We start from the raw sequence: 23911 nt of genomic DNA on the forward strand, positions 1-23911 counted from the left end.
TCCCGGCGATGACCGGGCGGCCCGGTTCAGGATCAATAACGGTCGCGGGCCCCCGCCCGGATGGTCCGGCGATATGCCGGGATGGCCCTATGCAGGATGCCGCGACCTCCCGATCATCCGTCCTAAGCCTTGAAATATTGGTTAACGGGTCGGTCGCGCCCGCCGCCCGGATGGTTTTTGCTGCGATGCGGCGCGATTGCCCTTGAAAGCTTCGCAAAAAAATGCCCCTCTCCGCGCAACTTTATAACCGGAGGTTTTGCCATGTCGTCGCTGTCTCGCCCGCTGCGGTCTGTCCTTTATATTCCCGGCTCCAAGCCGCGCGCGCTGGACAAGGCGCGGGGGCTGCCGGTGGATGCGATCATATTCGACCTGGAGGACGCGGTGACGGTCGAGGAAAAGCGCGCCGCGCGCGACACGCTGGCCGAAGCGCTGGCGCAGGGCGGCTATGGTGCACGGATGAAGATCATTCGCATCAACGGGCTGGATACCGAATGGGGGGCGCAGGACGCCGAGGCGGCCGCCGGCATGGGGGCGGACGCGATTCTGCTGCCCAAGGTCGGCGCGCCGGGTGATCTGGATGCGCTTGCGGCCCTGACCGGCGATATGCCGCTTTGGGCGATGATGGAAACGCCCGCCGGCATGCTGAACGCCGCCGCGATCGCCGCCCACCCGAAATTGCAGGGCATGGTCATGGGCACGAACGATCTGGCCAAGGAGTTGCAGGTGCGCGCCCGCCCCGACCGCCTGCCGATGATGACGGGTCTGGGCCTGTGCGTGCTGGCGGCCAAGGCGCATGGCATCGCGATCGTCGATGGCGTCTATAACGCGTTCAAGGATGAAGAGGGGCTGGCCGCCGAATGCGAACAGGGCCGCGACATGGGCTTCGATGGCAAGACGTTGATCCATCCCGCGCAGATCGACGTGGCCAACACCGCCTTTTCCCCGTCCGATGCCGAGGTCGATCTGGCCCGCCGCCAGATCGCCGCCTTCGACGAGGTGATGGCGACGGGGCAGGGGGTCGCTGTGGTCGATGGCCGCATCGTCGAGAACCTTCACGTTGCCACGGCCCGTGAAACTCTGGCAAAGGTAGAGGCGATCAACGCCCTCAAAACGGAGTAACCCCGCATGGCCCTCATGATTCTCGGTCTTGTCCTCTGGGCCGGTGCCCATCTTTTCAAACGGCTGATGCCCGCGCAGCGCGCCGCGATGGGCACGGCCGGCAAGGGGGTCGTGGCGCTGGTGCTGGGCGCGTCGGTCGTGGCGATGGTGCTGGGCTATCGCTGGGCCGATTTCGTGCCTGTCTGGTCGCCGCCCGCCGTCATGGTGCATGTCAACAACGCGGCGATGCTGCTGGCGTTTTGGGTCTACGGGTCGTCCGCGGCCAAGGGGGCCAAGGCCTGGCCCGCAAGCACGATCCGACACCCGCAACTGACGGCGGTCAAGATCTGGGCGGTGGCGCATTTGCTGGTCAACGGCGATCTGGCATCGATCATCCTGTTCGGCGGTATGCTGGCCTGGGCCGTGGCCGAGGTCATCGTGATCAACCGCGCCGAACCGGGCTGGGCCGCGCCGCTGCATGCGGGCCGCGCCACCTATATCCGCCTGTCGGTGATCACGGTGGTCATCTTTGCCATCGTCACCGCAATTCACACGTGGGCAGGTGTCTGGCCCTTCCCCTCCTGATCCTTCGGAGCACGACCATGAAACTTTATCGCTTCCTCTCGGAAGAGGACACATCCGCCTTTTGCCACAAGGTGACCGACGCGCTGAACAAGGGCTGGGAGCTTTACGGTACGCCGACGCAGACCTGGGACCACGCCGCGGGCGTCATGCGCTGCGGTCAGGCGGTGGTAAAGGACGCCGACGGCACCTATCACCCCGACATCAAGCTGGGGGCGCAGTGATGACCGCGACGCACACCGGCGCCAAGACCAACCCGGGCCGCTTTTTCGAGGATTACACCCTGGGCGAGACGATCACCCACGCGGTGCCGCGCACGGTAAAGGTGGGTGAACGCGCGCTTTACCACATGCTCTATCCCGCGCGTCACGCGCTGTATTCATCGGATCAATTCGCGCAGAACTGCGGTCTGCCGTTCAGCCCGCTGGACGATATGATCGCCTTTCACGTGGTGTTCGGCAAAACCGTTCCCGACGTGTCGCTGAACGCGGTGGCCAACCTCGGCTATGCCGAAGGCCGCTGGCACAAGCCGGTCTGGCCCGGCGATACCCTGCGCAGCACCTCCGAAGTCATCGGTCTCAAGCAGAATTCCAACGGCAAGACCGGCGTCGTCTATGTCCGGACCACCGGGGTGAACCAGCATGATGAAGCGGTGCTGGAGTATGTCCGCTGGGTGATGGTGCGCAAACGCGACATCGACGCGCCGGCGCCCGACCCGGTCGTGCCAAAGCTGGCGGCGGCGCTGGATGCCGGGCAACTGGTGATTCCCGAGGGCCTTGATTTCAGCGAGTACGATTTCGCCCTCGCGGGCGAGCCGCACCGCTGGGGCGATTACGCGGTGGGCGATAAGATCGACCACGTCGATGGCGTGACCGTCGAAGAGGCCGAACACATGATGGCCACGCGCCTGTGGCAGAACACCGCCAAGGTTCATTTCGACACGTCCGCCCGGCCTGATGGCAGCCGCCTGATCTATGGCGGGCACGTGATCTCGATGGCGCGCGCGCTGTCGTTCAACGGCTTGGCCAACGCGCAGATGGTCGTGGGGCTGAACGGGGGCGCGCATGCCAATCCCTGCCTTGCGGGCGATACGGTGCGCGCCTGGTCCGAAGTTCTGGACAAGGCCGAAACCGCGGCCCCGGGCGTGGGCGCGATCCGGCTGCGGCTGGTGGCGACCAAGGGGGGCGATGCGTTCACGCTCAGGGGTGCGGACGGCAAGTACCTGCCGCATGTTTTGCTGGACCTGGATTATTGGGCGCTGATGCCGATGTAGCCGCGCGATCGGGGTAACCGGGGGCGACGCGGCGGTGAATTCGCGCTAGTCTGTGCCGCATGATCCTGCGGTTTCTGATCCTCTGCCTCGGCCTCGCCACCGGTCCCGCCCGTGCCTGCGATCTGGCGCTGGTGCTGGCGGTCGATGTGTCGGGATCCGTGGATAGCCGCGAATACGACGTGCAGATGAGCGGGCTGGCCGCCGCCCTGCGCGACGGGATCGTGATCGACGCGCTGATCGAGCAAGCGGCACATATCACCCTGATCCAATGGACCGGCGCCACCCGCCAGCGCCAGACGATCCCCTGGACCGCCATCGCATCGGCCGCCGATGTCGCCGCGCTGGCTGACGCCATCGATGGCAACCGGCGCGTCTGGCGCAATTACTCGACCGCGATCGGCGAGGCGTTGATCACGGCGCGCGCCGCCTTTGACGGCGTGCCGCAGTGCAAGCGCCGGGTCATCGACGTCTCGGGCGACGGCATATCGAACGAAGGCGTCGCGCCGCAGGATCAGCGCGGGGCGCTGCGCGCGGCGGGGATCACCGTGAATGCGCTTGCGATCGAGACGGACGACACCGATCTGACCGGGTATTTTTACGAGAACATGATTACCGGCGAGGGCGCTTTTGTCATCACGGCCAATGGCTTTGACGATTATCCCGCACAGATCCGCCGCAAATTGCAGCGCGAAACCCTGCGGCAGCTCAGCGATCTTGACCGCGCGACGGTGCAGTGATCACAGCAATTTAAAGCGTGATCACAAAACAGGCCCTTTCGGCGGCATTTTATGCCAACCGCGCCAATTAACCGCGCCTGATCGCGCCACAGACCCGTGACAGTCGCGTCAGAAGCGTTAGAAAGAGCAGCAAGAGATTGCAAAAAGGGAATCCCTCATGGCCGATGTGAACCGGGGCAACCGCCCCCTGTCACCGCATATAACGATCTATCGCCCGCAACTGACGTCGATGACCTCGATCCTGACGCGGATCACGGGGAACGCCATGCTGATCTCGGCGCTGCTGGTGGTGTGGTGGTTCCTGGCCGCGGCGACATCCGCCGACGCCTATGCGACGGCCAACGGCGTGCTGACAAGCTGGTTCGGCGATCTGGTGATGACCCTGTCGCTGTGGGGGCTGTGGTATCACACCCTCGCGGGCGTGCGGCATCTCATCTGGGATCAGGGCGTCGGCCTCGACCTCGATACGGCCTACAAGATGGGCTACGCGGTCATCGGCGGCTCGTTCGTTCTGACCATCCTGACCATCCTCGTGATCTGAAAAGGGCGCTGACATGCAATATCTGACAGACCGCAAACGGGCCGCTGGCCTTGGATCGGCCAAATCCGGCACCGCGCATTTCTGGTCCATGACCGTCAGTTCCGGCGCGCTGCTGGTTCTTATCCCCCTTTTCGTCTTTACCTTCGGGCCGATGCTGGGCGCGCCGCATGCCGATGTGGTCGCCTATTTCGGGCGCCCCTTCCCGGCGATCGTGGCCACGCTGACGATCGTTGTGACGTTCAAACACTTCAACGACGGTGTGCAGACCCTGATCGAGGACTATGTTCACGGATTGGCACAAAAGGTCAGCATCGTCGTGATGACCTGCATCAGCTTTGCCGCAGCCGCGACCGGCCTTTTCGCCATCGCGCGCCTTGCGCTTTAACGCATCCACTCAGGAGACCGACACATGGCTTCTTACGATTACGAGACACATGAATACGACGTCGTCGTCGTCGGCGCCGGCGGTGCCGGCCTGCGCGCGACACTGGGTATGGCCGAACAGGGCCTGCGCACGGCCTGCGTGACCAAGGTGTTCCCGACCCGCAGCCACACCGTCGCGGCGCAGGGCGGCATCGCCGCGTCACTGTCTAACATGGGTCCGGACAACTGGCAGTGGCACATGTACGACACCGTCAAGGGCTCCGACTGGTTGGGCGATACGGATGCGATGGAATACCTTGCCCGCGAAGCGCCCAAGGCGGTGTACGAGCTTGAACACTACGGCGTGCCGTTTTCGCGCACCGAAGAGGGCAAGATATACCAGCGGCCCTTTGGCGGTCACACCACGCAATTCGGCGAAGGCCCGCCGGTTCAGCGCACCTGTGCCGCCGCCGACCGCACCGGCCACGCGATCCTGCACACGCTCTATGGCCAGAGTCTCAAGAACAACGCGGAATTCTACATCGAATATTTCGCCATCGACCTGATCATGTCGGACGATGGCGTGTGCCAGGGCGTGCTGTGCTGGAAGCTCGATGACGGCACGATGCACTTGTTTTCGGCCAAGATGGTCGTGTTGGCCACCGGCGGCTATGGCCGCGCGTATTTCAGCGCCACCAGCGCGCATACCTGCACCGGTGACGGCGGCGGCATGACCGCGCGTGCCGGTCTGCCCCTGCAAGACATGGAATTCGTGCAGTTCCACCCCACCGGGATCTACGGCGCGGGCTGCCTGATCACCGAAGGCGCGCGGGGCGAGGGCGGATACCTGACCAACTCCGAAGGCGAGCGGTTCATGGAACGCTACGCGCCGACCTACAAGGATCTGGCCTCGCGCGATGTGGTGTCGCGCTGCATGACCATGGAAATCCGCGAGGGCCGCGGCGTCGGCGAAAAGAAAGACCATATCCACCTGCACCTCAATCACCTGCCCAAGGAAACGCTGGACCTGCGCCTGCCGGGCATCAGTGAAAGCGCCCGGATCTTTGCGGGGGTGGACCTGACCAAGGAGCCGATCCCGGTGCTGCCGACCGTTCACTACAACATGGGCGGCATCCCCACGAACTACTGGGGCGAAGTTCTGGCACCGACCAAGGACGACCCCGACAACGTCGCACCCGGCCTGATGGCCGTGGGCGAGGCGGGGTGCGCCTCGGTGCACGGGGCCAACCGCCTGGGCTCGAATTCGCTCATCGATCTTGTGGTGTTCGGTCGTGCCGCCGCGATCCGCGCCAAGGAAACCGTGGACCCGGCGGCCCCCGTGCCGACGCCCAACAAACGATCGGTCGAGGCCGCGTTCAGCCGCTTTGACGGGCTGCGCTATGCCAAGGGGCATGTGCCCACTGCAGAGCTGCGCCTCGAGATGCAGCAGACGATGCAGGCCGACGCCGCTGTCTTCCGGACCGACAAGACGCTGGCCGAGGGCGAAGAGAAAATGAAGTCCGTGGCGGGCAAGATCTCGGACCTCAAGGTCACGGATACCTCGCTGGTCTGGAACTCCGACCTGATGGAGACGCTGGAACTGACGAACCTGATGCCCAACGCGGTGGCCACAATCACCGCAGCCGCCGCGCGCAAGGAAAGCCGGGGCGCACATGCGCACGAGGACTACCCCGACCGCGATGACGAGAACTGGCGCAAGCACAGCCTTGTCTGGTTCAAGGGCAACGAGGCCAGCCTTGGCTTTCGCGGCGTTCACCTGCAGCCGCTCACGAGCCACAACGAGGGCGGCATCGACCTGAAAAAGATCGCGCCCAAGGCACGGGTGTACTGATCGCGATGCGTGGTCGCTGTCTGACAGAACCCAAACGGCAGGGCGGCGTCGCCGCCGCGCGCTTGGCGCTTGGGCTATGCGCGGGGCTGATCCTGTCGGCCTGTGTCGAAATCCAGCAGGCCGCGGACCGAACGGGGCGCACCGCGGCCAAATCCGCCGTGACCGAAGCGATTTACACCCGTTTCCCGCAGGTGCCCAAGGAATTGGTCGCGCCCTTCACCGACTGCATCGTCGACAATGCGACGGGTCCCGAAATCGCAGCGCTGGCGCAGGACGCCATTGTCGGCGTCGATGGCGAAAGCGCCGAGATGATCCGCACCATCCTATCCCGGCCCGCAACGGCTCGCTGCCTGACAGCGGTGCCGTTGAAGCCCGGCCAGACCATTTAAGGAGACGCGACATGGTTCAACTGACCCTGCCCAAGAATTCCCGCATGACCAAGGGCAAGACATGGCCCAAGCCCGAAGGGGCCACAAACCTGCGCAAGTTCCAGATCTATCGCTGGAACCCCGATGACGGAAAGAACCCGCGCGTCGACACTTATTTCGTCGATCTGGATGACTGCGGCCCGATGATCCTGGACGCGCTGATCAAGATCAAGAACGAGATCGATCCCACACTGACCTTCCGCCGGTCCTGCCGCGAGGGGATCTGCGGGTCTTGTGCGATGAACATCGACGGGATCAACACGCTGGCCTGTATCTATGGCATGGACGAGGTGAAGGGCGACGTGAAGATCTATCCGCTGCCGCACATGCCGGTGGTCAAGGACCTGATCCCCGATCTCACGCATTTCTACGCGCAGCACGCGTCGATCATGCCGTGGCTCGAGACCAAGACGAACCGCCCCGCCAAGGAGTGGCGCCAGTCGATCGAAGACCGCAAGAAGCTTGATGGTCTGTATGAATGCGTGATGTGCGCGTCGTGTTCCACCGCGTGCCCCAGCTACTGGTGGAACGGCGATCGCTACCTCGGGCCAGCCGCCCTGTTGCATGCGTATCGCTGGATCATCGACAGCCGCGACGAGGCGACCGGCGAACGCCTGGACGAGTTGGAGGATCCCTTCAAGCTTTATCGCTGCCACACGATCATGAACTGCGCCAAGACCTGCCCAAAGGGATTGAACCCGGCGGAGGCGATTTCGAACATCAAGAAGATGATGGTCGAACGTACGGTCTGATCCCGGTGCACACCGGGGGCTATCCCCCCGGACCCTACGGGGTATTTGACGTCGGAAGAAACGGCAGGGCGGGGACCGGTTGCACGGTTCCCGCTTTTGTTTGACCATGCGTCAGGTTGGACAGGTCGCGGCGCAATGGCTTAGCGTTCCGGCACGGCCGGGGAGGGCAGAATGGCGGATGCGGATATCATCATCGTGGGGGCGGGGCTGTCGGGGCTCGTCGCCGCGCACGAGGCCATAGGGCGCGGGCGCAGTGTGCTGATGCTCGACATGGAGGGGCCGCAAAGCCTTGGCGGGCAGGCGTTCTGGTCGCTGGGCGGACTGTTCATGATCGACACGCCGGAGCAGCGCCGGATGGGGATCCGCGACAGCCGCGACCTGGCCGCCGCCGACTGGATGGGGTCGGCGCAATTCGACCGCCCAGAGGATGCCAACCCCCGCGCCTGGGCAGAGGCCTATCTGGACTGGGCCGCGGGCGGCAAGCGCAGCTACCTTGCCGGTGTCGGCATGCGCTGGTTTCCGGTGGTCGGCTGGGCCGAACGGGGCGGGGCGCTGGCGGACGGACATGGCAATTCGGTGCCGCGGTTTCATATCACCTGGGGCGTGGGCGAAGGCATCGTCGCGCCATTCGCCGACCTGGCGCGGTCCTACGTGGCGGCGGGCAAGCTGCGCATCGCCTATCGCCACCGGGTGACAACGCTCGACGTGGTGGATGGCCGCGTGACGGGTGTCGCGGGCGAGGTTCTGGCCGACGACGATGCCCTGCGCGGCGCGCCCACCACCCGCGACGTGGCGGGCGAATTCCGCTATTCGGCCGAGAACGTGATCCTCGCCTCCGGGGGCATCGGCGGCAACCACGACCTGGTGCGCGCGCAGTGGCCGGTGGGGCGGCTCGGCACACCGCCGGCGCATATGATCTCCGGCGTACCGGATTTCGTCGATGGGCAGATGGGGCAGGTGGCCGAAGCGGCCGGCGCCCATGCGATCAACGGCGACCGGATGTGGCACTATACCGAGGGCGTGCACAACTGGGATCCGATCTGGCCCCGCCACGGTATCCGCATCTTGCCGGGGCCGTCGTCGATATGGTTCGATGCAAACGGTGTCCGGATGCAGGCGCCCTGTCTGCCGGGGTTCGACACGCTTTCGACGCTCAGGCGCATCTTGCAGACCGGGCATGGGCACAGTTGGTTCATTCTGACGCAAAAGATCATTGAAAAGGAATTCGCGCTTTCCGGATCCGAACAGAACCCGGATCTGGTTTCGGGCAAATGGGCAAATGTTCTGCGTGAGCGGTTGGCAAAAGGGGCGACGCGCGCGGTCGAGGCGTTCAAGACCAAGGGCGAGGATTTCGTCGTCGCCACCACGCTTGAGAAACTTGTTGCGGGTATGAATGCGCTTGCCCCCGATACACCGCTGGATGCCTCTGCCCTGCGTGCACAGATCGAAGCGCGTGACCGCCAGATCGACAACCCGTTTTCCAAGGATGCGCAGGTAACGGCGATCCGCGGCGCGCGGGCATACCGGGGCGACCGGTTGATCCGGACTGCCAAACCGCACCGCATACTGGATGCCGCACATGGGCCGCTGATCGCCGTGCGCCTCAACGTGCTCACCCGCAAATCGCTGGGCGGGTTGCATACCGACCTTGATGCGCGTGTGCTGCGCCCCGACGGACGCCTGTTCGAAGGGCTTTATGCCGTGGGCGAGGTGTCGGGGTTCGGCGGGGGCGGCTACCACGGCTACAACGCGCTCGAGGGAACGTTTCTGGGTGGGTGCATCTTTTCCGGCAGGCAGGCGGGCCGTCACGCGTGATCGTCGTCATCGGCCTGATCGTCGCATTCGTTCTCGTCGTGATATTCTCGCGGCGCGGCACACGGGCATGCCGGTGGCGGGCGGATCGAACCGGCGACAAGGGTGCGCTGCGGAAATACCGTTGTGCCGCCTGCGGCGCCGAAGCCTTCACCGCCACGGACGGGCCGCCGCGCGACTGCAAGGCCGATGTGAACCGCCCCAGACTGTGATGCCTTGCACCCCTGCCGCAAGGGTATAGCTTGGTCGCAGTGAAACCGACCGAAGGCCCGCCACCATGACACCACCCCCAGACGCCGACGCCCGCCGCGCGGTCTTGCCCGTCATCTGCTATCCGGTGGAAACCCTGCCGCAAGCGGACATGGCGCTATACGCAAACGCGCGCGAGACCCTGACAAAAACCGGCGAAACCGTGGTTCCGCCCCGCGATGCCGCCTGTTTTACCGTGCCGGCAGGACATTTTTTCCGTATCACCTCTGTCGATGGGCCTCAGGTGGGCGACCTGAACCTGTGGAACGCCGCCGACCTGTCGGAACGATTTTACTCCGGCAAGACCCGCGCGCTGCACGGGACGCATGTCACACGGGGCGACAGGGTGTGGTCCGCTTTTCCGCATCTACGCCCGATGGCCACCATCACGCACGACAGCCTTGACTGGTACGGCATCGATGCATTCGGGGGATCCGTCCACGATGTGATCGGCACCCGCTGCGACCCTTACACCCACAATCTCCTCTCCGGCGGCCAGTACCATCACTGCTGCCACTCCAACCTCACGCGCGCGCTGGCGTCACATCTGGGGGTGCCGGTGGAGGTTGCAGAACCGCATGTCCACGATGTGCTGAACGTGTTCATGTGCACGGGGTTCACGCGCGACACGGGCCAGTATTTCATGAAGGCCAGCCCGGTACGGCCCGGTGACAGCCTGGAATTCTTCGCCGAGATCGATCTCCTCGGCTGCCTCAGCGCCTGTCCCGGCGGCGATTGCTCCACCGTTCATTCCAGCGATGCCGCGGCCTGCCATCCCCTGCTTGTCGAAGTGTTCGCACCACGGCCCGAAACCCTCCAAGGGTGGCGGCAGCCCGCCCGCAACGGATACGACCGCGGTCACGGCGCCTGATCTTCTTTGGGTCGGAAATACTCCCGCCGGAGGCCCTCTCAAAACCACCGGCACGCCGTCCCGATCTCAGGCAAAGGCCGCCTCGAGTGCAATCTCCACCATATCGCCAAAGCTGCGCTCGCGTTGATCGGCGGGCAGGGCCTCGCCGGTCTGCAAATGGTCGCTGACGGTCAGCACCGCCAGCGCGCGGCGTTTGTGACGGGCCGCAAGCGTGTACAGTTCCGCCGCTTCCATCTCGACTCCCAGGATGCCGTGGCGCACCATCTGTTCATCCAGGTCCGGCCGCTCGGCATAGAACACGTCCGAGGAATAGATACCGCCCACATGGGTTTTCGTGCCGCGGGCCTCGGCTGCATCCACCGCGGCGCGCAACAGGGTCCAATCGGCGCAAGGCGCGAAGTTCAGCTCGCGCAGGATCCCCGACGAAGGCGAGGTGATCGTGCTGGCCGTCATCGCGATGATCACATCGCGGATCCCCACATGGGGTTGCATTCCGCCACACGACCCGATCCGAACGAGCGTCTGTGCGCCGTATTCGGCCATCAGTTCGTTGGCGTAGATCGACAAGGATGGCATTCCCATCCCCGAACCCTGGATCGTCACCCGGTGCCCGCGCCATGTGCCGGTAAAGCCCAACATGCCGCGGACTTCGTTGACAAGCTGGGCATCCTCCAGAAAGGTCTCCGCCGCCCATTTGGCGCGATAGGGATCGCCCGGCATCAACACGGTTTCGGCGATATCGCCCGGTTTCGCACCGATATGAACTGTCATGGCATGTCTCTCCTGTCGGACAGCGCCGCCGATCCATTGGCGCGCGTCTTGGTCCGTCTTGGCGTGAAACCGCGCGCGGATCAACCCCGCCACGACAGGGCGCGCGTCTTGACGGTCGCTGAATGACTGCCGATACGACTGCCGCCTGCCGCGCAATTGCCGCGTGCCGCAGATTATTCGGCCCGTCGGAATCGGGGCAAGGAAAGGCTGGAAACGAAACCAGCGAAACCCGCCAGGATCAATCCGTCAGCGGGCCGGGCTGGATCGGCGGCAAGCGTCTGGCGACGAAATCAAATCGCCATGTCTTCGGGGGCAACGCCCTTTGCAACCGCGTCCCGGTACCAATTCGGCTGGCGGCCCTTGCCGGTCCAGGTCTGGGATGCGTCAGCCGGGTTGGCGAATTTCGCCTTTGATTTCGGCTTTGCGGGTTTCGCCTTTTTCGCGGATTTTGCGGGTTTTTCGCCGCCTTCCAATTCCGCCAGCGAAAACCCGAATTCCGCAGCCGCCTTTTCCGCGGCCTTGCGCGCGTCGCGCCGGTCACGTGCCTGTGCCGCGGCAAGCGCCTTTTTGGTGTCGAACAAGAGCTTTTCAAGCTCTTTTCGCGACATGGATTTCAAATCGGCCATCATTGCATATCTCCGGAATGTGCAGGATTATGCAACTTTTACACAATAGCCGATTACAATTGCAATTCCAAAATCGATTGCAGGCAATATTCAACCATATGCGGAAATCCCTATTCCGCCGCAACCGAGCGAGGATCGACCAATGTGACGATATCTTGCATAATGGTATTCAGCTCGAAATCCTTTGGCGTATAGACCCGCGCCACGCCCATGCGACGCAGGCGTTCGGCGTCGTCTTCGGGAATGATCCCGCCCACGATCACCGGCACATCGCCCAATCCGGCCGCGCGCATCTGGGCCAAGAGATCCTCGACCAGCGGAATGTGACTGCCTGACAGGATCGAAAGCCCCACCACATGCGCGCCATCCTGCTGTGCGGCCGCGACGATTTCGGCCGGGGTAAGCCGGATACCCTCATAGGCGATGTCCATGCCGCAATCGCGCGCCCGCACGGCGATCTGTTCGGCCCCGTTGGAGTGCCCGTCAAGGCCGGGCTTGCCGACCAGAAAGCTGAGCCTGCGGCCAAGCCGGTCGCTGACCGCGTCCACTTGCGCGCGCAATTCGTCCAGCCCCTCGGTACGGTTCGACCGCGACGCGGAGACGCCCGTCGGTCCGCGATATTCGCCATGCACGGCACGCATCTGCGCGGCCCATTCGCCGGTTGTCACACCTGCCTTGGCCGCGGCGATCGACGGCTCCATGACGTTGCGGCCTTCGGCGGCGGCGGCCCGCAGATCCGCCAGCGCCTTTTCGACTGCATCGGCGTCGCGGTCAGCCCGCCATTCGGTGAGCCGGCCAATCTGCTCGGCTTCGACGGCCGGATCGACGACCATGATCCCGCCGTCGCCGGTCATCAAGGGCGAAGGCTCGCCCTTGGTCCATTTGTTGACTCCAACGACCACGGTCTCGCCCGCTTCGATCCGGTTCAGGCGCTCGGCATTGCTGTCCACAAGGCGGCTTTTCATGTAGTCGATTGCCGAAATCGCCCCGCCCATTCCGTCGAGGTTGGCCAATTCGGCGCGCGCGCCTTCTTTCAATTCCTCGACCTTGGCATCCACGGCCGGGTTGCCATCGAACAGATCGTCGAATTCCAGCAAATCGGTTTCATAGGCCAGGATTTGCTGCATCCGCATCGACCACTGCTGATCCCAGGGGCGCGGCAGGCCAAGCGCCTCGTTCCAGGCGGGCAATTGCACCGCACGCGCGCGCGCCTTTTTGCTCAGCGTCACCGCCAGCATTTCTATCAGGATCCGGTAGACGTTGTTTTCCGGCTGCTGTTCGGTCAAACCCAGCGAATTGACTTGCACGCCATACCGGAACCGGCGGTATTTCGGGTCGGCCACGCCATAGCGCGTCTCGCAAATCTCGTCCCACAAATCGACAAAGGCGCGCATTTTGCACATCTCGGTCACGAACCGAATTCCGGCATTCACGAAAAACGAAATACGCCCGACAAGCACCGGGAAATCGGCATCGGGCACGCGCGGCTTCAGGGCGTCCAGAACGGCGGTGGCGGTCGCCAGCGCAAAGGCCAGTTCCTGCTCCGGCGTCGCACCCGCTTCCTGCAGGTGATAGGAACACACGTTCATCGGGTTCCATTTCGGCACATTCGTATAGCAATACTCGGCCACGTCGGCGATCATCTTCAGCGACGGCTCGGGCGGGCAGATATAGGTGCCTCGGCTCAGGTATTCCTTGATCAGATCGTTCTGCACCGTGCCCTGCAGGGTCGACACATCGGCGCCCTGTTCTTCGGCCACCGCGATATACAGCGCCAGCAGCCACGGCGCGGTCGCATTGATCGTCATGGAGGTGTTCATCTGCTCCAGCGGAATGTCCTGAAACAGCGCGCGCATGTCGCCCAGGTGCGCAACGGGAACGCCCACCTTGCCAACCTCGCCGCGGGCCAGGATGTGATCGCTGTCATAGCCGGTCTGGGTCGGCAGATCGAAAGCGACGGAAAGGCCGGTCTGACCCTTTTCCAGGTTCGAGCGGTAAAGCGCGTTGGACGCGGCCGCGGTGGAATGGCCCGCATAGGTACGGATCAGCCAGGGGCGATCTTTTTGGGTCTGGGTCATGGGCGGCCTCGTTGAGTAGGTTCGGTAAGATTGTTGCGTCCGGTGTCTAATACTTGGAACTTTATGTCAATGCGATAGACGCTGCAATGCGGCATTTCTATCGAGCGCGGGAACGCGGCGGCATTTGCATATTTACCTGGGCGCGTCACCCTGCAAGGGTTCTTGGCATGAATACCGTCGTTCAACTTCCGCTCTGGCTGTTCGTGCTGATCGTGCTGTTCGCGGCCGTGACATTCGCGTCGCACTTCCTGTTTCCGTCGGTGCGCTGGTTTTTCCGCCGTCGGCTGGAAAAGGCGGTCAAACAGCTCAACACGCGGCTGACGCGACCCATCGAGCCCTTCAAGCTGGCGCGGCGCTACGACATGATCCAGCGGCTGATCTATGATCCCGAGGTCACCCGCGAAATCGTCAACTACGCACGTGAAAATCATGTGCCCGAAAACGTCGCGTTTCAAAAGGCCCGCACCTACGCGCGCGAAATCGTGCCCAGCTTCAGTGCGTTTGCGTATTTCAGCTTTGGCATCCGGCTGGCGCGGCTTTTGGCGAATTCGCTTTACGTGATCCGCACCGGACCGCGCAACGACGACATCCTGCGCGCAATTCCCAAGGATGCGACGGTCGTCTTCATCATGAACCACCGCAGCAACATGGATTACATGCTGGTGACCTATCTTGCCGCTCGCGCCTCCGCGCTCAGCTATGCGGTGGGGGAATGGGCGCGTGTCTGGCCGCTGAGCCGGCTGATCAAATCGATGGGCGCCTATTTCATCCGGCGCCGGTCGCGCGGGGCCCTCTATCGCCGGGTGCTCGCGCGCTACGTGCAGATGGCCACGGCGGGCGGCGTCACCCAGGCGATCTTTCCCGAAGGGGGGCTGAGCCTGAATGGCCGCTTGATGCCGCCGAAAATGGGGCTGCTGGCCTATGTCGTCGAAGGGTATCAGGCCGATGGCCGTGACGTGGTGTTCGTGCCTGTCGCCATCAATTATGACCGCGTGCTCGAGGATTCAGTGCTGATCGCGGCGGCGGCCCGTGGTGACAGGCGGTTCGGTGCACGCATTTCGGTGGTCGTGCGGTTCATCCTGCGCAAGCTCTGGCAGTTCCTGCGTGGGCGCTACAAGCGCTTCGGAACGGCGGCGGTCGCCTTTGGCGAACCCGTGTCGCTGCGCGACTTTGGCCCCGATCGCCCGTTGGAGGATTTGTCGCGCACCCTGATGACCCGGATCGAAGCCGCGATGCCGGTGCTGTTCGTCCCGCTGACCTCGTGGGTCTTGCAGCAGGCCGGTGGCCCGCTATCCGACGCCGACCTGCTGGCCCGGACCGACGCCGAGGCGCGCAAGCTGCCGGCACGGTCGCTGTTGATCGCGCCCGAGGCCCGTCACGCCGCCATCGAGGAGGCGCGGGACCTGATGGTCAAGCATGCCATGATCGAGCAAGGGGCAGGCGGTTGGCGGATCGCGCCCGGAAAGCAGGCCACCGTCGCGTTCTATGCCAATTCAATCGCACATTATTTCGCTGAGGATGCTGCGGCCGCAGAATAAAATGCTGCAATTGCGGGGTTATAAAATTTCAAAAAATTGGCGATCAAGGTTGCAATGTTGCGCAACGGGCAATATTCCATCCTCAGTCCGTCGCGATTCTGCAGCGCGGCACAACCCAAAGACGGCAGGAGGCTGGCATGGCACTGGACACGACCATCGCACAATACGATGCACCCGAAAAGGACCTCTACGAGGTTGGAGAAATGCCCCCGATGGGCCATGTCCCAAAGCAGATGTATGCTTGGGCAATTCGCCGCGAACGTCACGGCGAGCCGGACAAGGCGATGCTGCAGGAAGTCGTGGATGTGCCGCACCTCGACAGCCACGACGTGCTGGTCCTCGTCATGGCGGCGGGCGTCAACTATAACGGTGTCTGGGCGGCGCTCGGCGTGCCGATCAGCCCCTTTGACGGTCACAAGCAGCCCTATCACATCGCCGGTTCGGACGCGTCGGGCATCGTCTGGGCCGTGGGCGACAAGGTCAAGCGCTGGAAAGTCGGCGACGAGGTCGTGATCCACTGCAACCAGGACGACGGCGACGACGAGGAATGCAATGGCGGCGATCCGATGTATTCCCCCAGCCAGCGGATCTGGGGCTACGAGACACCCGACGGGTCGTTCAGCCAGTTCACCCGCGTTCAGGCGCAACAGCTCATGCCGCGCCCCAAGCACCTGACCTGGGAGGAAAGCGCCTGCTACACGCTCACGCTGGCCACCGCCTACCGGATGCTGTTCGGCCACGAGCCGCATGACCTGAAGCCCGGGCAGAACGTGCTCGTCTGGGGCGCGTCCGGCGGTCTGGGGTCCTATGCGATCCAGTTGATCAACACAGCGGGCGCAAATGCCATCGGCGTCATCAGCGACGAAAGCAAGCGTCAGTTCGTGCTGGACCTGGGGGCCAAGGGCGTTCTGAACCGCAAGGATTTCAACTGCTGGGGCCAGTTGCCCACCGTCAACACGCCCGAATACAAGGCGTGGTTCGACGAAACCCGCAAGTTCGGCAAGGCGATCTGGGACATCACCGGCAAGGGTGTGAACGTCGACATGGTGTTCGAACACCCCGGCGAGGCGACCTTCCCGGTTTCCACCTTCGTGGTGAAAAAGGGTGGCATGGTGGTGATCTGCGCGGGCACCTCCGGCTTCAACCTGACGTTCGACGTGCGCTACATGTGGATGCACCAGAAGCGTTTGCAAGGCAGCCACTTCGCCCACCTCAAGCAGGCATCGTCGGCCAACAAGCTGATGCTGGAACGGCGCCTCGATCCCTGCATGTCCGAGGTCTTCACCTGGGCCGACCTGCCGCAGGCGCACATGAAAATGATGCGCAACGAGCACAAGCCGGGCAACATGTCGGTGCTGGTGCAGGCCCCCAAGACGGGTCTGCGCACGCTTGAGGACGCGCTGGAGGCGCGTCAGTAAGCCAAGGCGGCAATCGGCGTCGCCAAAGCACGCCCGCGAGTCGGCCAAGGCCGGTCGCGGGCGTGCTGCGTTTTGGGGACCATCCTGTCAGATCAATCGCTTATAAGCGGCCGGTTCCCCGTTTCTGGGGAGTGATTTCAGGCGAGTTGGCAGAATTCTTGACGCCCCTTATGCTTGTGTTTACCAATTGTTAACATCTTTAGGGAGAGTCTGTGTTGAAACGCGACTGGATGCTGGACGTTCTGACGGACTTGAAAACCTTTGCACGTGAAAACGGGATGCCCGCCCTGGCAGAGCATCTGGATGACACTGCAATCGTGGCCCTGGCCGAGATCGCCGCCCTTGAGGATAGGACGCAAGATCAGCCCGATGGCAGTGGACGCTCGCCTGCAGACCATTCTGGACCAATTGGATCAGACCGACACGCTTGACGATCTGCAGGTCACGATAGAGGCGTTGCGCGACCATTACCGGGTCGATCACATGGTCTATCATTGGGTCGGGTCCGCCGGCGAACAATACGGCTGCGGCACCTATGACCGCGCCTGGGCAGCCGTGTACCAAGATCGGAACTACCTGCGGATCGATCCGGTCGTGATCGGCTGCTTTCAACGATTTCACCCCGTCGACTGGAAGCAACTGGACTGGTCGGCCAAGGCATCGCGCGCCTTTCTGGCCGAAGCGATGCGTTTCGGCATCGGAAATCAGGGGTTTTCGGTGCCTATCCGCGGGCCCAACGGGCAATTCGCGCTCTATACGGTGAACCACACCTGCGACGATGCCGACTGGGCCGCCTTTACCGACCTCAACCGGCGCGCGCTGATCCTGATCGCGCATGATTTCAACCAAAAGGCGCTTGAGCTGGAGCCGGGGCGCGCGCCAGTGGCGGTGCCTGCGTTGTCGCCGCGCGAAGTGGACGCAATTACATTGCTGGCCATCGGCTACAATCGCGCACAGGTCGCCAACACTCTTTCCATTTCTGAGCATACCCTGCGCGTCTATATCGAAAGCGCGCGGTTCAAGCTGGGGGCGATGAACACCACCCACGCCGTCGCCCGTGCGCTCAGCCGGGGATTGATCGTGATCTGACCCGTTGCGCGGCCCGCAAAAGCATCGCGCGCCCTGCTGAACCTGCCTTAACGCGCGCGCCGCTACGCCTTTTTCCGACGTCAGTCAGGGAAAAAGGACCGCCGACATGCTTCGTTATCTCTATGCCGACCAACTGAAGACACGTCCCGATCTTGCCCGCGCGATGTTTGCCGACCGCGCGCACCAGTTCAAGACGCGGCAGGGGTGGGATGTGACCGTCGATGCCGATGGGGCCGAACGCGACAGTTACGATGCGATGAACCCGCTCTATGTCATCTGGGAAACGCCGCAAGGGGCGCACGGCGGATCGATGCGGTTCCTGCCCACCACCGGCGCGGTGATGGTCAACGACCATTTTGGCCATCTGACGGGGGGCGTGACGATCAGCAGCCCGCTGATCTGGGAATGTACGCGCTTTTGCCTCGCTCCGGGGGCCGGTGCGCATGTCGCGGCGGCGCTGATGCTGGCCGGCGGCGAGATCATGCAAGGTTTTGCCATCGACCATTTCGTCGGCGTCTTTGACGCACGCATGGAACGGATCTATCGCCGGATCGGCGCCGCGCCAGAGGTCTTGGGGACCGAAGGCGAAGGACGGGACAGGATCAGCGTCGGATTATGGGCCTTTGACCGTGCGTCGCAGGCCCGCGTGGCCGCGCGGGCCGGGATCGCACCCGCGCTTTCGCGGATGTGGTTCGACCGGGCCTTTGGCGCGGACGCGGCGCGCGGCGAATACCACGCCAAAACCGGCTGACGCCGTCAGGTCGTCACTGGCACCCGGACGCGCGCGCAGGTAGGGTCGCGCCATGACACTGCCCGCCCTCACATTCTCCGACGATCAGGCCGCCGCCTACGATGCGGTGGCCGACCTGTTGCGCAGCGCGGGCATTGATCTGGACGACCAGCTTCTGACCCCGCCGCGCGGCACTGCGGCCTCGGTCATGGCCGTCACGGGCAAGGCCGGATCGGGCAAGACGCTGCTCTTGGCCGAACTGTACAAGGCGCTCGAAGCTGCCGGGGTCGAGATCGTGTCGGGCGATTACGAATCGCGCAAACGCCGCGACAAACGTTCGCTGGCGATCCTTGCGCCCACCAACAAGGCGGCCTCGGTGCTGCGGCTGCGCGGTGTGCCCGCGACGACCATCCACCGCATCCTCTATACGCCCGTCTATGATCCCGAATACGAACGCATCGCCGAATGGCTGGCGGGCAACGGCGACCGCCCCGATATCGCGGGCATGAGCGATCTGGCGCTGGACCGGGCCGAGGCGTTTTACGCCAACAACAAATCCATCCCCGGCGCATTGGCGGCGGCCGGTCTGCGCGGATCGGATTTCATCACCGGCTGGAAACGCCGCGAGGAACCGCTTGATATCGGCTTCGTCGATGAATCCTCGATGCTGGACGACAAGCAGTTCGAAGACCTCAAGGAGATTTTTCCGACCCTCTTGCTGTTTGGCGATCCGGCGCAGTTGGCCCCGGTGAACCAGTCGGGAACGATGGTTTTCGAAAAGCTGCCCGACCCGCGGATCCTCACGCTCAACCGGATTCACCGGCAGGACGCCGACAACCCGATCCTTGATCTGGCCCATGCGCTGGCCGACCCCGACCTGGGGTTCGACGCGTTCGAGAGGATGGTCGAGGACGCCGCAAAGCGTGATGACCGCGTTGTCTGGGGCCAGCGGGTCGAGGTCGATCTGATGGCGCGCAGTCCGGTTCTGGTGTGGCGCAACGCCACGCGCATCCGTCTGATCAACGCCTTCCGCGCGGTCCACGGCGCCCCCCAGGATGCGCTGCTCGAGGGCGAGCCGCTGATTTGCGACGGGCTGGAACTGCCGCTCAAGCACCGCAAGAAGCGGCTGGACCTCGAGGCGCGGGGCCTGATCAAGGGCGCGCAGGTGATCTATCTGGGCGAGGGGCGCAAGCCAGGCTTTTCGCGCCTACACGTCATGGGCGCGGAGGATCCGCAGGTCAGCGCCGCGTCGATCGTCAAGATCGAAAAGCCGGACGAGGAAGAACCCTTTATCCCCTTTGCCGCGCGCATGGGGGCCACGTTTCTGCACGGTGCTGCGGTGACCATCCACAAGGCACAGGGCAGCCAATGGGACACGGTTCAGGTCTTTGCGCCTGATCTCTATGCCGCGGCGCGCATGGGCCGCAGCGAGGCGGGCCAACCCCTTTGGAAACGCCTGGCCTATGTGGCGATCACCCGCGCGCAGAACCGCCTGATCTGGGTGGTGCGCAACCGGCTGTCGAAACCGACGGAGGGCCTGCGCGTCGATGATCTGCGCCGTGTGCCTGCCGCCCCACTTAGCCTGTCGGAACCCGAACCGGAGGAACAGACATGAAAAGCATTATCGTCACCGGCGCCAGTTCCGGCATCGGACGCGCAACGGCCGAGCTGTTTCTGACCGAGGGCTGGCGCGTCGGCCTGATCGCACGCCGCGCCGACCGACTTGAAGACATCGCGCAGGCCCACGCCAATGCCGTCGCACTGCCTGCCGACGTGACCGACGCAGGTGCGATGCAGGCGGCCTTCGATGCTTTCGGCCCGCTCGATGTGCTGTTCAACAATGCAGGTGCCTTTGGCCCGTCGGCACCCATCGACGAGGTCGCGCTGGAGGATTGGGTCGAAGTTCTGTCGGTCAACCTGACAGGCATGTTCATCGCGGCACGGCTGGCCTTTGGCCAGATGCGGCGGCAAACCCCGCAGGGCGGGCGCATCATCAACAACGGATCGCTGTCCGCCCATGCCCCGCGCCCTGGATCGGTCTGCTATACCACGACCAAACATGCGATCACCGGGCTGACGAAATCGCTGTCGTTGGACGGTCGCGCCTTTGACATCGCCTGTGGCCAGATCGACATCGGCAACGCCGAAAGCGAACTTGTCGCGGGGCTGAAGGCGGCCAATCCGGGGATGGATACGATGGATGTCACCCATGCCGCGCGGTCGGTGCTGCACATGGCGGCCATGCCACCAGAGGCGAACGTACAGTTCCTGACCGTAATGGCGACCAAGATGCCCTATATCGGGCGCGGCTGAACCGTCAGGTCCGCAGCATCCGGAACGCCGCCGACGCCAGCCAGCCCGCGGCGATGGCGATGGCCAGCGACATGAGCCCGTAGATCAGCGGTTGGCCGCGCGACAATTCGAAGAGCCATCGCTCCAACCCGACTTTCTGCACGTCGATCGTGGTCTGGTACTGTGACACGATCTGCCCGCCGCGGGTCAGGAAGATACGTGTGGCATAATCCCCTTCAGTCAGCGCCGCGGGCAGTTGAACCGAAGTGCGGAACAGCGTCTGCTCGTCCACGCTCACGGCACTTTCGCGCAACTGATACAGGTCGGAACGTGACCGGATGCGGATCAGCGCATCCGTGAACAGCGTCGCATCGCTGATCGATTGTGGCGCCCCCACCGACCGGATCGCGCGTGGCACGGAGATCTTGTGGCGAAGGTCTTCGATATCCCTGAGCACCGTTCTCAGGGGCCCGCTTGTCACGACGGCGTAAAAGCTGGGCGCGCGGTCCACTTCGACAGCATCGACGTTGACCCAGATGCCGAACCGCTTTTCCTTGCGCCGCACGATCAGCGGCGCGCTGGGGCCGGCCACCGTCACGATCACCTCGAGCGGAGGGCCCTCCGGGATGGGCGTCTCGCGCTTGACCGCGCCAAAGATCAGGATCTCCGAGCCCTCGAAACTGGTCGTGATCGACACCTTGTCGGCGCTCAGGCCCAGAACGACCTCTTCGGTCTGCGCGGGGTGGGCCCACAGCAGCGCCAGACCGGCCGCCAGGTGGATCGCCCAACGCCGCATCAATGCCCCCCCGCCGTGCCGATCGCATACAGCTCGGTCGGCATCAGCAAAAGGTCGAGCGCCAGCTTGCCGCAGACCGCAAGCACCAGCATCGCCAGCAGGATGCGCAACTGCTCGGCCTTCATCTTGACGCCGATGCGTGTGCCGATCTGGGCGCCTATCACACCGCCCACCAGCAACAGAACCGCCAGCACGATATCGACCGTGTAGTTGGTCGTGGCATGCAACAGCGTGGTAAAGGCGGTGACAAAGATGATCTGGAACAACGAGGTGCCGACCACGACCTTCGTGGGCATCCCCAAAAGATAGATCATGGCCGGCACCATGATAAACCCGCCGCCCACGCCCATGATCGCCGCCAGAATGCCGACGCTGACCCCCACCAGCAGGGGCGGAATGACCGAGATGTAGAGCCCCGACACCCGGAACCGCATCTTGAACGGCAAGCCGTGGATCCAGTTGTGCTTTTTGCGCGGCGCGGGCTTGCCGCCCCTGGTCTTGCGGATGGCATTCAGCGATTCGATGAACATCAGCCCGCCGATCACGCCCAGAAAGACCACGTAGCACAGCCGCACCAGCAGATCGACCTGACCCTGCGCACGCAGGTAGTTGAACACCACAACGCCCAACGCGGCCCCGACCAGGCCACCGATCAGCAGCACGACACCCATCCTCAGATCGACGGTTTTGCGCTTGAAATGCGCCAGAACGCCGGAAAAGGACGAGGCGACGATCTGGTTCGCTTCGGTGGCCACGGCCACGGCGGGCGGGATGCCGATGAAAAACAGCAGCGGCGTCATCAGGAACCCGCCACCGACGCCGAACATGCCCGACAGAACGCCCACGATCCCGCCCAACCCCAGAAGGAGGAACGCATTGACCGACACTTCGGCGATGGGCAGGTAGATTTGCATGGCACCAGTTAGACCGTGGCCCGCGCGGAAATCAACATATCTCGCTGCTGCGCAGCGTCGAACCCGAAACTTATACTCGGATACGGCCTTTTTGCGGCCCGCCGCGGCCCCGCCTAGCGTTCCTTGACGTAGGGCGCGCCGCCCGCGCGGGGCGGAATGGCCTTGCCGACGAACCCTGCAAGGATCACCACGGTCAGGATATAGGGCAGCGCATCGAGCAGTTGCACCTGCACCTGAAAGCCAAGCGCGCCTTCGATGATGTCGGGGCGCAGGGCGATGGCCTGAAGGTAGCCGAACAAAAGGGTCGCCCACAGCGCATGCCAGGGCCGCCACTTGGCGAAGATCAGCGCGGCCAATGCGATGAACCCCCGGCCGGCGGTCATGTCCTTGACGAACCCGGCCTGAAGGCCGGTGGCCAGATACGCACCCGCGATGCCACATAGAATGCCGCAGATGCCCACGGCGGCAAAGCGCAGGCCCACCACCGACACGCCCGCGGTATCGACCGCCGCGGGGTTTTCGCCCACCGCCCGCAGGCGCAGGCCAAAGCGGGTGCGAAACAGGATCCACCAGGTGCCCGGAACCATCGCAAAGGCGACATAGACAAGGATCGAATGCCCCGAGATCAGCTCGTAGTAGAGCGGGCCGAAAAACGGCACCGCGCGCAACGTCTCGGCGAAGGGCAGGGTGATGCCCTCGAACCGGCCCCCGCCGAACAGTGACGGCGTGCGCCCGCCCTGGCTGAACCAGTCCTGCGCGATCAGCACCGTCAGGCCCGCGGCCAGAAAGTTGATCGCCACGCCCGAGATAAGCTGATTGCCGCGAAAGGTGATCGACGCCAGCCCGTGCAGACCGCTGAGCGCCAGCGACGCGGCGATGCCTGCCAGCAGCCCCAGCCAGACCGACCCGGTGATGGCGGCGACGGCGGCGGAAAAGAACGCGGCGGCCAGCATCTTGCCTTCAAGCCCGATGTCGAAGATCCCCGCCCGCTCCGAGAAGAGGCCCGCGAGGCAGGCCAGCAAAAGCGGCGTGGCCAGTCGCACGGTGCTGTCGAGAACCGACAGGTCGATCAGTGCCAGAAAATCCATCAGATCCGTCCTA

Annotated in this window: 25 protein-coding genes; 19 read left to right on the forward strand and 6 right to left on the reverse strand. The window is 63.9% G+C overall.

Features of this window, described 5'->3' with window-relative positions; genetic code table 11:
- Positions 1–261 precede the first annotated feature (261 nt).
- From FDT80_RS12635 to FDT80_RS12695, 13 genes are all read left to right on the forward strand, one after another.
- Entirely contained in the window at positions 262–1119 is an 858-nt protein-coding gene (locus FDT80_RS12635; RefSeq protein WP_138662675.1) for an HpcH/HpaI aldolase/citrate lyase family protein, read from the forward strand.
- A 6-nt stretch (positions 1120–1125) separates the two neighbouring features.
- Positions 1126–1683, forward strand: coding sequence for an NnrU family protein (locus tag FDT80_RS12640; protein ID WP_138662676.1), 558 nt, complete (start codon positions 1126–1128; stop codon positions 1681–1683).
- A 17-nt stretch (positions 1684–1700) separates the two neighbouring features.
- The gene (locus FDT80_RS12645; protein WP_138662677.1) at positions 1701–1904 is read left to right on the forward strand and encodes a DUF1737 domain-containing protein; all 204 of its coding nucleotides are present in this window, start codon (positions 1701–1703) and stop codon (positions 1902–1904) included.
- Positions 1904–2953, forward strand: a complete 1050-nt coding sequence (locus tag FDT80_RS12650; RefSeq protein ID WP_138662678.1) for a MaoC family dehydratase — start codon at positions 1904–1906, stop codon at positions 2951–2953. The genes FDT80_RS12645 and FDT80_RS12650 overlap by 1 nt, the downstream gene beginning before the upstream one ends.
- A 59-nt stretch (positions 2954–3012) precedes the next feature.
- The gene (locus tag FDT80_RS12655; protein ID WP_138662679.1) at positions 3013–3690 is read left to right on the forward strand and encodes a DUF1194 domain-containing protein; all 678 of its coding nucleotides are present in this window, start codon (positions 3013–3015) and stop codon (positions 3688–3690) included.
- A gap of 157 nt (positions 3691–3847) precedes the next feature.
- On the forward strand, positions 3848–4231 hold the full coding sequence (gene sdhC, locus FDT80_RS12660; RefSeq protein WP_138662680.1) for a succinate dehydrogenase, cytochrome b556 subunit: 384 nt from the start codon (positions 3848–3850) through the stop codon (positions 4229–4231).
- Between the two features lie 13 nt (positions 4232–4244).
- Positions 4245–4616 (forward strand): succinate dehydrogenase, hydrophobic membrane anchor protein, encoded by a 372-nt coding sequence (gene sdhD / locus FDT80_RS12665; RefSeq protein WP_138662681.1) that lies wholly within the window; start codon positions 4245–4247, stop codon positions 4614–4616.
- 24 nt (positions 4617–4640) lie between these two features.
- A complete protein-coding gene (gene sdhA / locus FDT80_RS12670; RefSeq protein WP_138662682.1) occupies positions 4641–6446 on the forward strand; it encodes a succinate dehydrogenase flavoprotein subunit in 1806 nt (601 codons plus the stop codon).
- Between the two features lie 5 nt (positions 6447–6451).
- On the forward strand, positions 6452–6835 hold the full coding sequence (locus tag FDT80_RS12675; RefSeq protein WP_138662683.1) for a hypothetical protein: 384 nt from the start codon (positions 6452–6454) through the stop codon (positions 6833–6835).
- 11 nt (positions 6836–6846) lie between these two features.
- Positions 6847–7626 carry a succinate dehydrogenase iron-sulfur subunit gene (locus tag FDT80_RS12680; RefSeq protein WP_138662684.1) on the forward strand — a complete coding sequence of 260 codons (780 nt, stop codon included), beginning with the start codon at positions 6847–6849 and terminating at the stop codon, positions 7624–7626.
- A 171-nt stretch (positions 7627–7797) separates the two neighbouring features.
- Positions 7798–9441 (forward strand): FAD-binding dehydrogenase, encoded by a 1644-nt coding sequence (locus FDT80_RS12685; protein ID WP_138662685.1) that lies wholly within the window; start codon positions 7798–7800, stop codon positions 9439–9441.
- Complete coding sequence (locus tag FDT80_RS12690) at positions 9438–9650, forward strand: hypothetical protein (protein ID WP_170311859.1); 213 nt, start codon at positions 9438–9440, stop codon at positions 9648–9650. The genes FDT80_RS12685 and FDT80_RS12690 overlap by 4 nt, the downstream gene beginning before the upstream one ends.
- 65 nt (positions 9651–9715) lie before the next feature.
- Positions 9716–10558 carry an urea carboxylase-associated family protein gene (locus FDT80_RS12695; protein WP_138662686.1) on the forward strand — a complete coding sequence of 281 codons (843 nt, stop codon included), beginning with the start codon at positions 9716–9718 and terminating at the stop codon, positions 10556–10558.
- A 66-nt stretch (positions 10559–10624) separates the two neighbouring features.
- On the opposite strand, the gene deoD is transcribed toward FDT80_RS12695, so the two are convergent.
- From deoD to FDT80_RS12710, 3 genes are all read right to left on the reverse strand, one after another.
- Entirely contained in the window at positions 10625–11329 is a 705-nt protein-coding gene (gene deoD / locus FDT80_RS12700) for a purine-nucleoside phosphorylase (protein ID WP_138662687.1), read from the reverse strand.
- Positions 11330–11619: 290 nt separating this feature from the next.
- Entirely contained in the window at positions 11620–11958 is a 339-nt protein-coding gene (locus tag FDT80_RS12705) for an H-NS histone family protein (RefSeq protein ID WP_138662688.1), read from the reverse strand.
- Positions 11959–12065: 107 nt separating this feature from the next.
- The gene (locus FDT80_RS12710) at positions 12066–14033 is read right to left on the reverse strand and encodes a protein meaA (protein ID WP_138662689.1); all 1968 of its coding nucleotides are present in this window, start codon (positions 14031–14033) and stop codon (positions 12066–12068) included.
- 167 nt (positions 14034–14200) lie between these two features.
- Here FDT80_RS12710 and FDT80_RS12715 point away from each other — a divergent pair, with 167 nt between their 5' ends.
- The 6 genes from FDT80_RS12715 to FDT80_RS12740 all read left to right on the forward strand — a co-directional run bounded on the left by FDT80_RS12715 (position 14201) and on the right by FDT80_RS12740 (position 21121).
- Entirely contained in the window at positions 14201–15571 is a 1371-nt protein-coding gene (locus tag FDT80_RS12715) for a 1-acyl-sn-glycerol-3-phosphate acyltransferase (protein ID WP_138662690.1), read from the forward strand.
- A 137-nt stretch (positions 15572–15708) separates the two neighbouring features.
- A complete protein-coding gene (ccrA, locus tag FDT80_RS12720) occupies positions 15709–16989 on the forward strand; it encodes a crotonyl-CoA carboxylase/reductase (RefSeq protein ID WP_138662691.1) in 1281 nt (426 codons plus the stop codon).
- 369 nt (positions 16990–17358) lie between these two features.
- Positions 17359–18078 (forward strand): helix-turn-helix transcriptional regulator, encoded by a 720-nt coding sequence (locus FDT80_RS12725; RefSeq protein ID WP_138662692.1) that lies wholly within the window; start codon positions 17359–17361, stop codon positions 18076–18078.
- 106 nt (positions 18079–18184) lie between these two features.
- On the forward strand, positions 18185–18829 hold the full coding sequence (locus FDT80_RS12730) for an acyl-homoserine-lactone synthase (RefSeq protein WP_138662693.1): 645 nt from the start codon (positions 18185–18187) through the stop codon (positions 18827–18829).
- A gap of 52 nt (positions 18830–18881) precedes the next feature.
- On the forward strand, positions 18882–20423 hold the full coding sequence (locus FDT80_RS12735; RefSeq protein ID WP_138662694.1) for an ATP-dependent DNA helicase: 1542 nt from the start codon (positions 18882–18884) through the stop codon (positions 20421–20423).
- Positions 20420–21121: an SDR family oxidoreductase gene (locus FDT80_RS12740; protein WP_138662695.1), complete on the forward strand. Its 702-nt coding sequence runs from the start codon at positions 20420–20422 to the stop codon at positions 21119–21121. Before FDT80_RS12735 ends, FDT80_RS12740 begins: the two co-directional genes overlap by 4 nt.
- A 4-nt stretch (positions 21122–21125) precedes the next feature.
- Here FDT80_RS12740 and FDT80_RS12745 read toward each other — a convergent pair whose 3' ends face one another.
- The 3 genes from FDT80_RS12745 to FDT80_RS12755 form a co-directional block, all read right to left on the reverse strand.
- A complete protein-coding gene (locus tag FDT80_RS12745) occupies positions 21126–21896 on the reverse strand; it encodes a TIGR02186 family protein (RefSeq protein WP_138662696.1) in 771 nt (256 codons plus the stop codon).
- Entirely contained in the window at positions 21896–22810 is a 915-nt protein-coding gene (locus tag FDT80_RS12750; protein ID WP_138662697.1) for a sulfite exporter TauE/SafE family protein, read from the reverse strand. Before FDT80_RS12750 ends, FDT80_RS12745 begins: the two co-directional genes overlap by 1 nt.
- A gap of 113 nt (positions 22811–22923) precedes the next feature.
- A complete protein-coding gene (locus FDT80_RS12755) occupies positions 22924–23898 on the reverse strand; it encodes an ABC transporter permease (protein ID WP_138662698.1) in 975 nt (324 codons plus the stop codon).
- Positions 23899–23911: the final 13 nt, after the last annotated feature.

Source organism: Sulfitobacter sabulilitoris, assembly GCF_005887615.1.
Taxonomy (GTDB): domain Bacteria; phylum Pseudomonadota; class Alphaproteobacteria; order Rhodobacterales; family Rhodobacteraceae; genus Sulfitobacter_E; species Sulfitobacter_E sabulilitoris.

Coding starts and splice junctions, on each gene's coding strand:
- FDT80_RS12750 (WP_138662697.1), bottom strand. CDS start 22,810: ATGCAAATCTACCTGCCCATCGCCGAAGTGTCGGTCAATGCGTTCCTC.
- FDT80_RS12640 (WP_138662676.1), top strand. CDS start 1,126: ATGGCCCTCATGATTCTCGGTCTTGTCCTCTGGGCCGGTGCCCATCTT.
- sdhA (WP_138662682.1), top strand. CDS start 4,641: ATGGCTTCTTACGATTACGAGACACATGAATACGACGTCGTCGTCGTC.
- FDT80_RS12695 (WP_138662686.1), top strand. CDS start 9,716: ATGACACCACCCCCAGACGCCGACGCCCGCCGCGCGGTCTTGCCCGTC.
- FDT80_RS12675 (WP_138662683.1), top strand. CDS start 6,452: ATGCGTGGTCGCTGTCTGACAGAACCCAAACGGCAGGGCGGCGTCGCC.
- FDT80_RS12735 (WP_138662694.1), top strand. CDS start 18,882: ATGACACTGCCCGCCCTCACATTCTCCGACGATCAGGCCGCCGCCTAC.
- FDT80_RS12635 (WP_138662675.1), top strand. CDS start 262: ATGTCGTCGCTGTCTCGCCCGCTGCGGTCTGTCCTTTATATTCCCGGC.
- FDT80_RS12650 (WP_138662678.1), top strand. CDS start 1,904: ATGACCGCGACGCACACCGGCGCCAAGACCAACCCGGGCCGCTTTTTC.
- ccrA (WP_138662691.1), top strand. CDS start 15,709: ATGGCACTGGACACGACCATCGCACAATACGATGCACCCGAAAAGGAC.
- FDT80_RS12725 (WP_138662692.1), top strand. CDS start 17,359: ATGGCAGTGGACGCTCGCCTGCAGACCATTCTGGACCAATTGGATCAG.
- FDT80_RS12755 (WP_138662698.1), bottom strand. CDS start 23,898: ATGGATTTTCTGGCACTGATCGACCTGTCGGTTCTCGACAGCACCGTG.
- FDT80_RS12745 (WP_138662696.1), bottom strand. CDS start 21,896: ATGCGGCGTTGGGCGATCCACCTGGCGGCCGGTCTGGCGCTGCTGTGG.
- FDT80_RS12645 (WP_138662677.1), top strand. CDS start 1,701: ATGAAACTTTATCGCTTCCTCTCGGAAGAGGACACATCCGCCTTTTGC.
- FDT80_RS12710 (WP_138662689.1), bottom strand. CDS start 14,033: ATGACCCAGACCCAAAAAGATCGCCCCTGGCTGATCCGTACCTATGCG.
- FDT80_RS12715 (WP_138662690.1), top strand. CDS start 14,201: ATGAATACCGTCGTTCAACTTCCGCTCTGGCTGTTCGTGCTGATCGTG.
- FDT80_RS12655 (WP_138662679.1), top strand. CDS start 3,013: ATGATCCTGCGGTTTCTGATCCTCTGCCTCGGCCTCGCCACCGGTCCC.
- sdhD (WP_138662681.1), top strand. CDS start 4,245: ATGCAATATCTGACAGACCGCAAACGGGCCGCTGGCCTTGGATCGGCC.
- FDT80_RS12705 (WP_138662688.1), bottom strand. CDS start 11,958: ATGATGGCCGATTTGAAATCCATGTCGCGAAAAGAGCTTGAAAAGCTC.
- deoD (WP_138662687.1), bottom strand. CDS start 11,329: ATGACAGTTCATATCGGTGCGAAACCGGGCGATATCGCCGAAACCGTG.
- FDT80_RS12730 (WP_138662693.1), top strand. CDS start 18,185: ATGCTTCGTTATCTCTATGCCGACCAACTGAAGACACGTCCCGATCTT.
- FDT80_RS12685 (WP_138662685.1), top strand. CDS start 7,798: ATGGCGGATGCGGATATCATCATCGTGGGGGCGGGGCTGTCGGGGCTC.
- FDT80_RS12740 (WP_138662695.1), top strand. CDS start 20,420: ATGAAAAGCATTATCGTCACCGGCGCCAGTTCCGGCATCGGACGCGCA.
- FDT80_RS12680 (WP_138662684.1), top strand. CDS start 6,847: ATGGTTCAACTGACCCTGCCCAAGAATTCCCGCATGACCAAGGGCAAG.
- sdhC (WP_138662680.1), top strand. CDS start 3,848: ATGGCCGATGTGAACCGGGGCAACCGCCCCCTGTCACCGCATATAACG.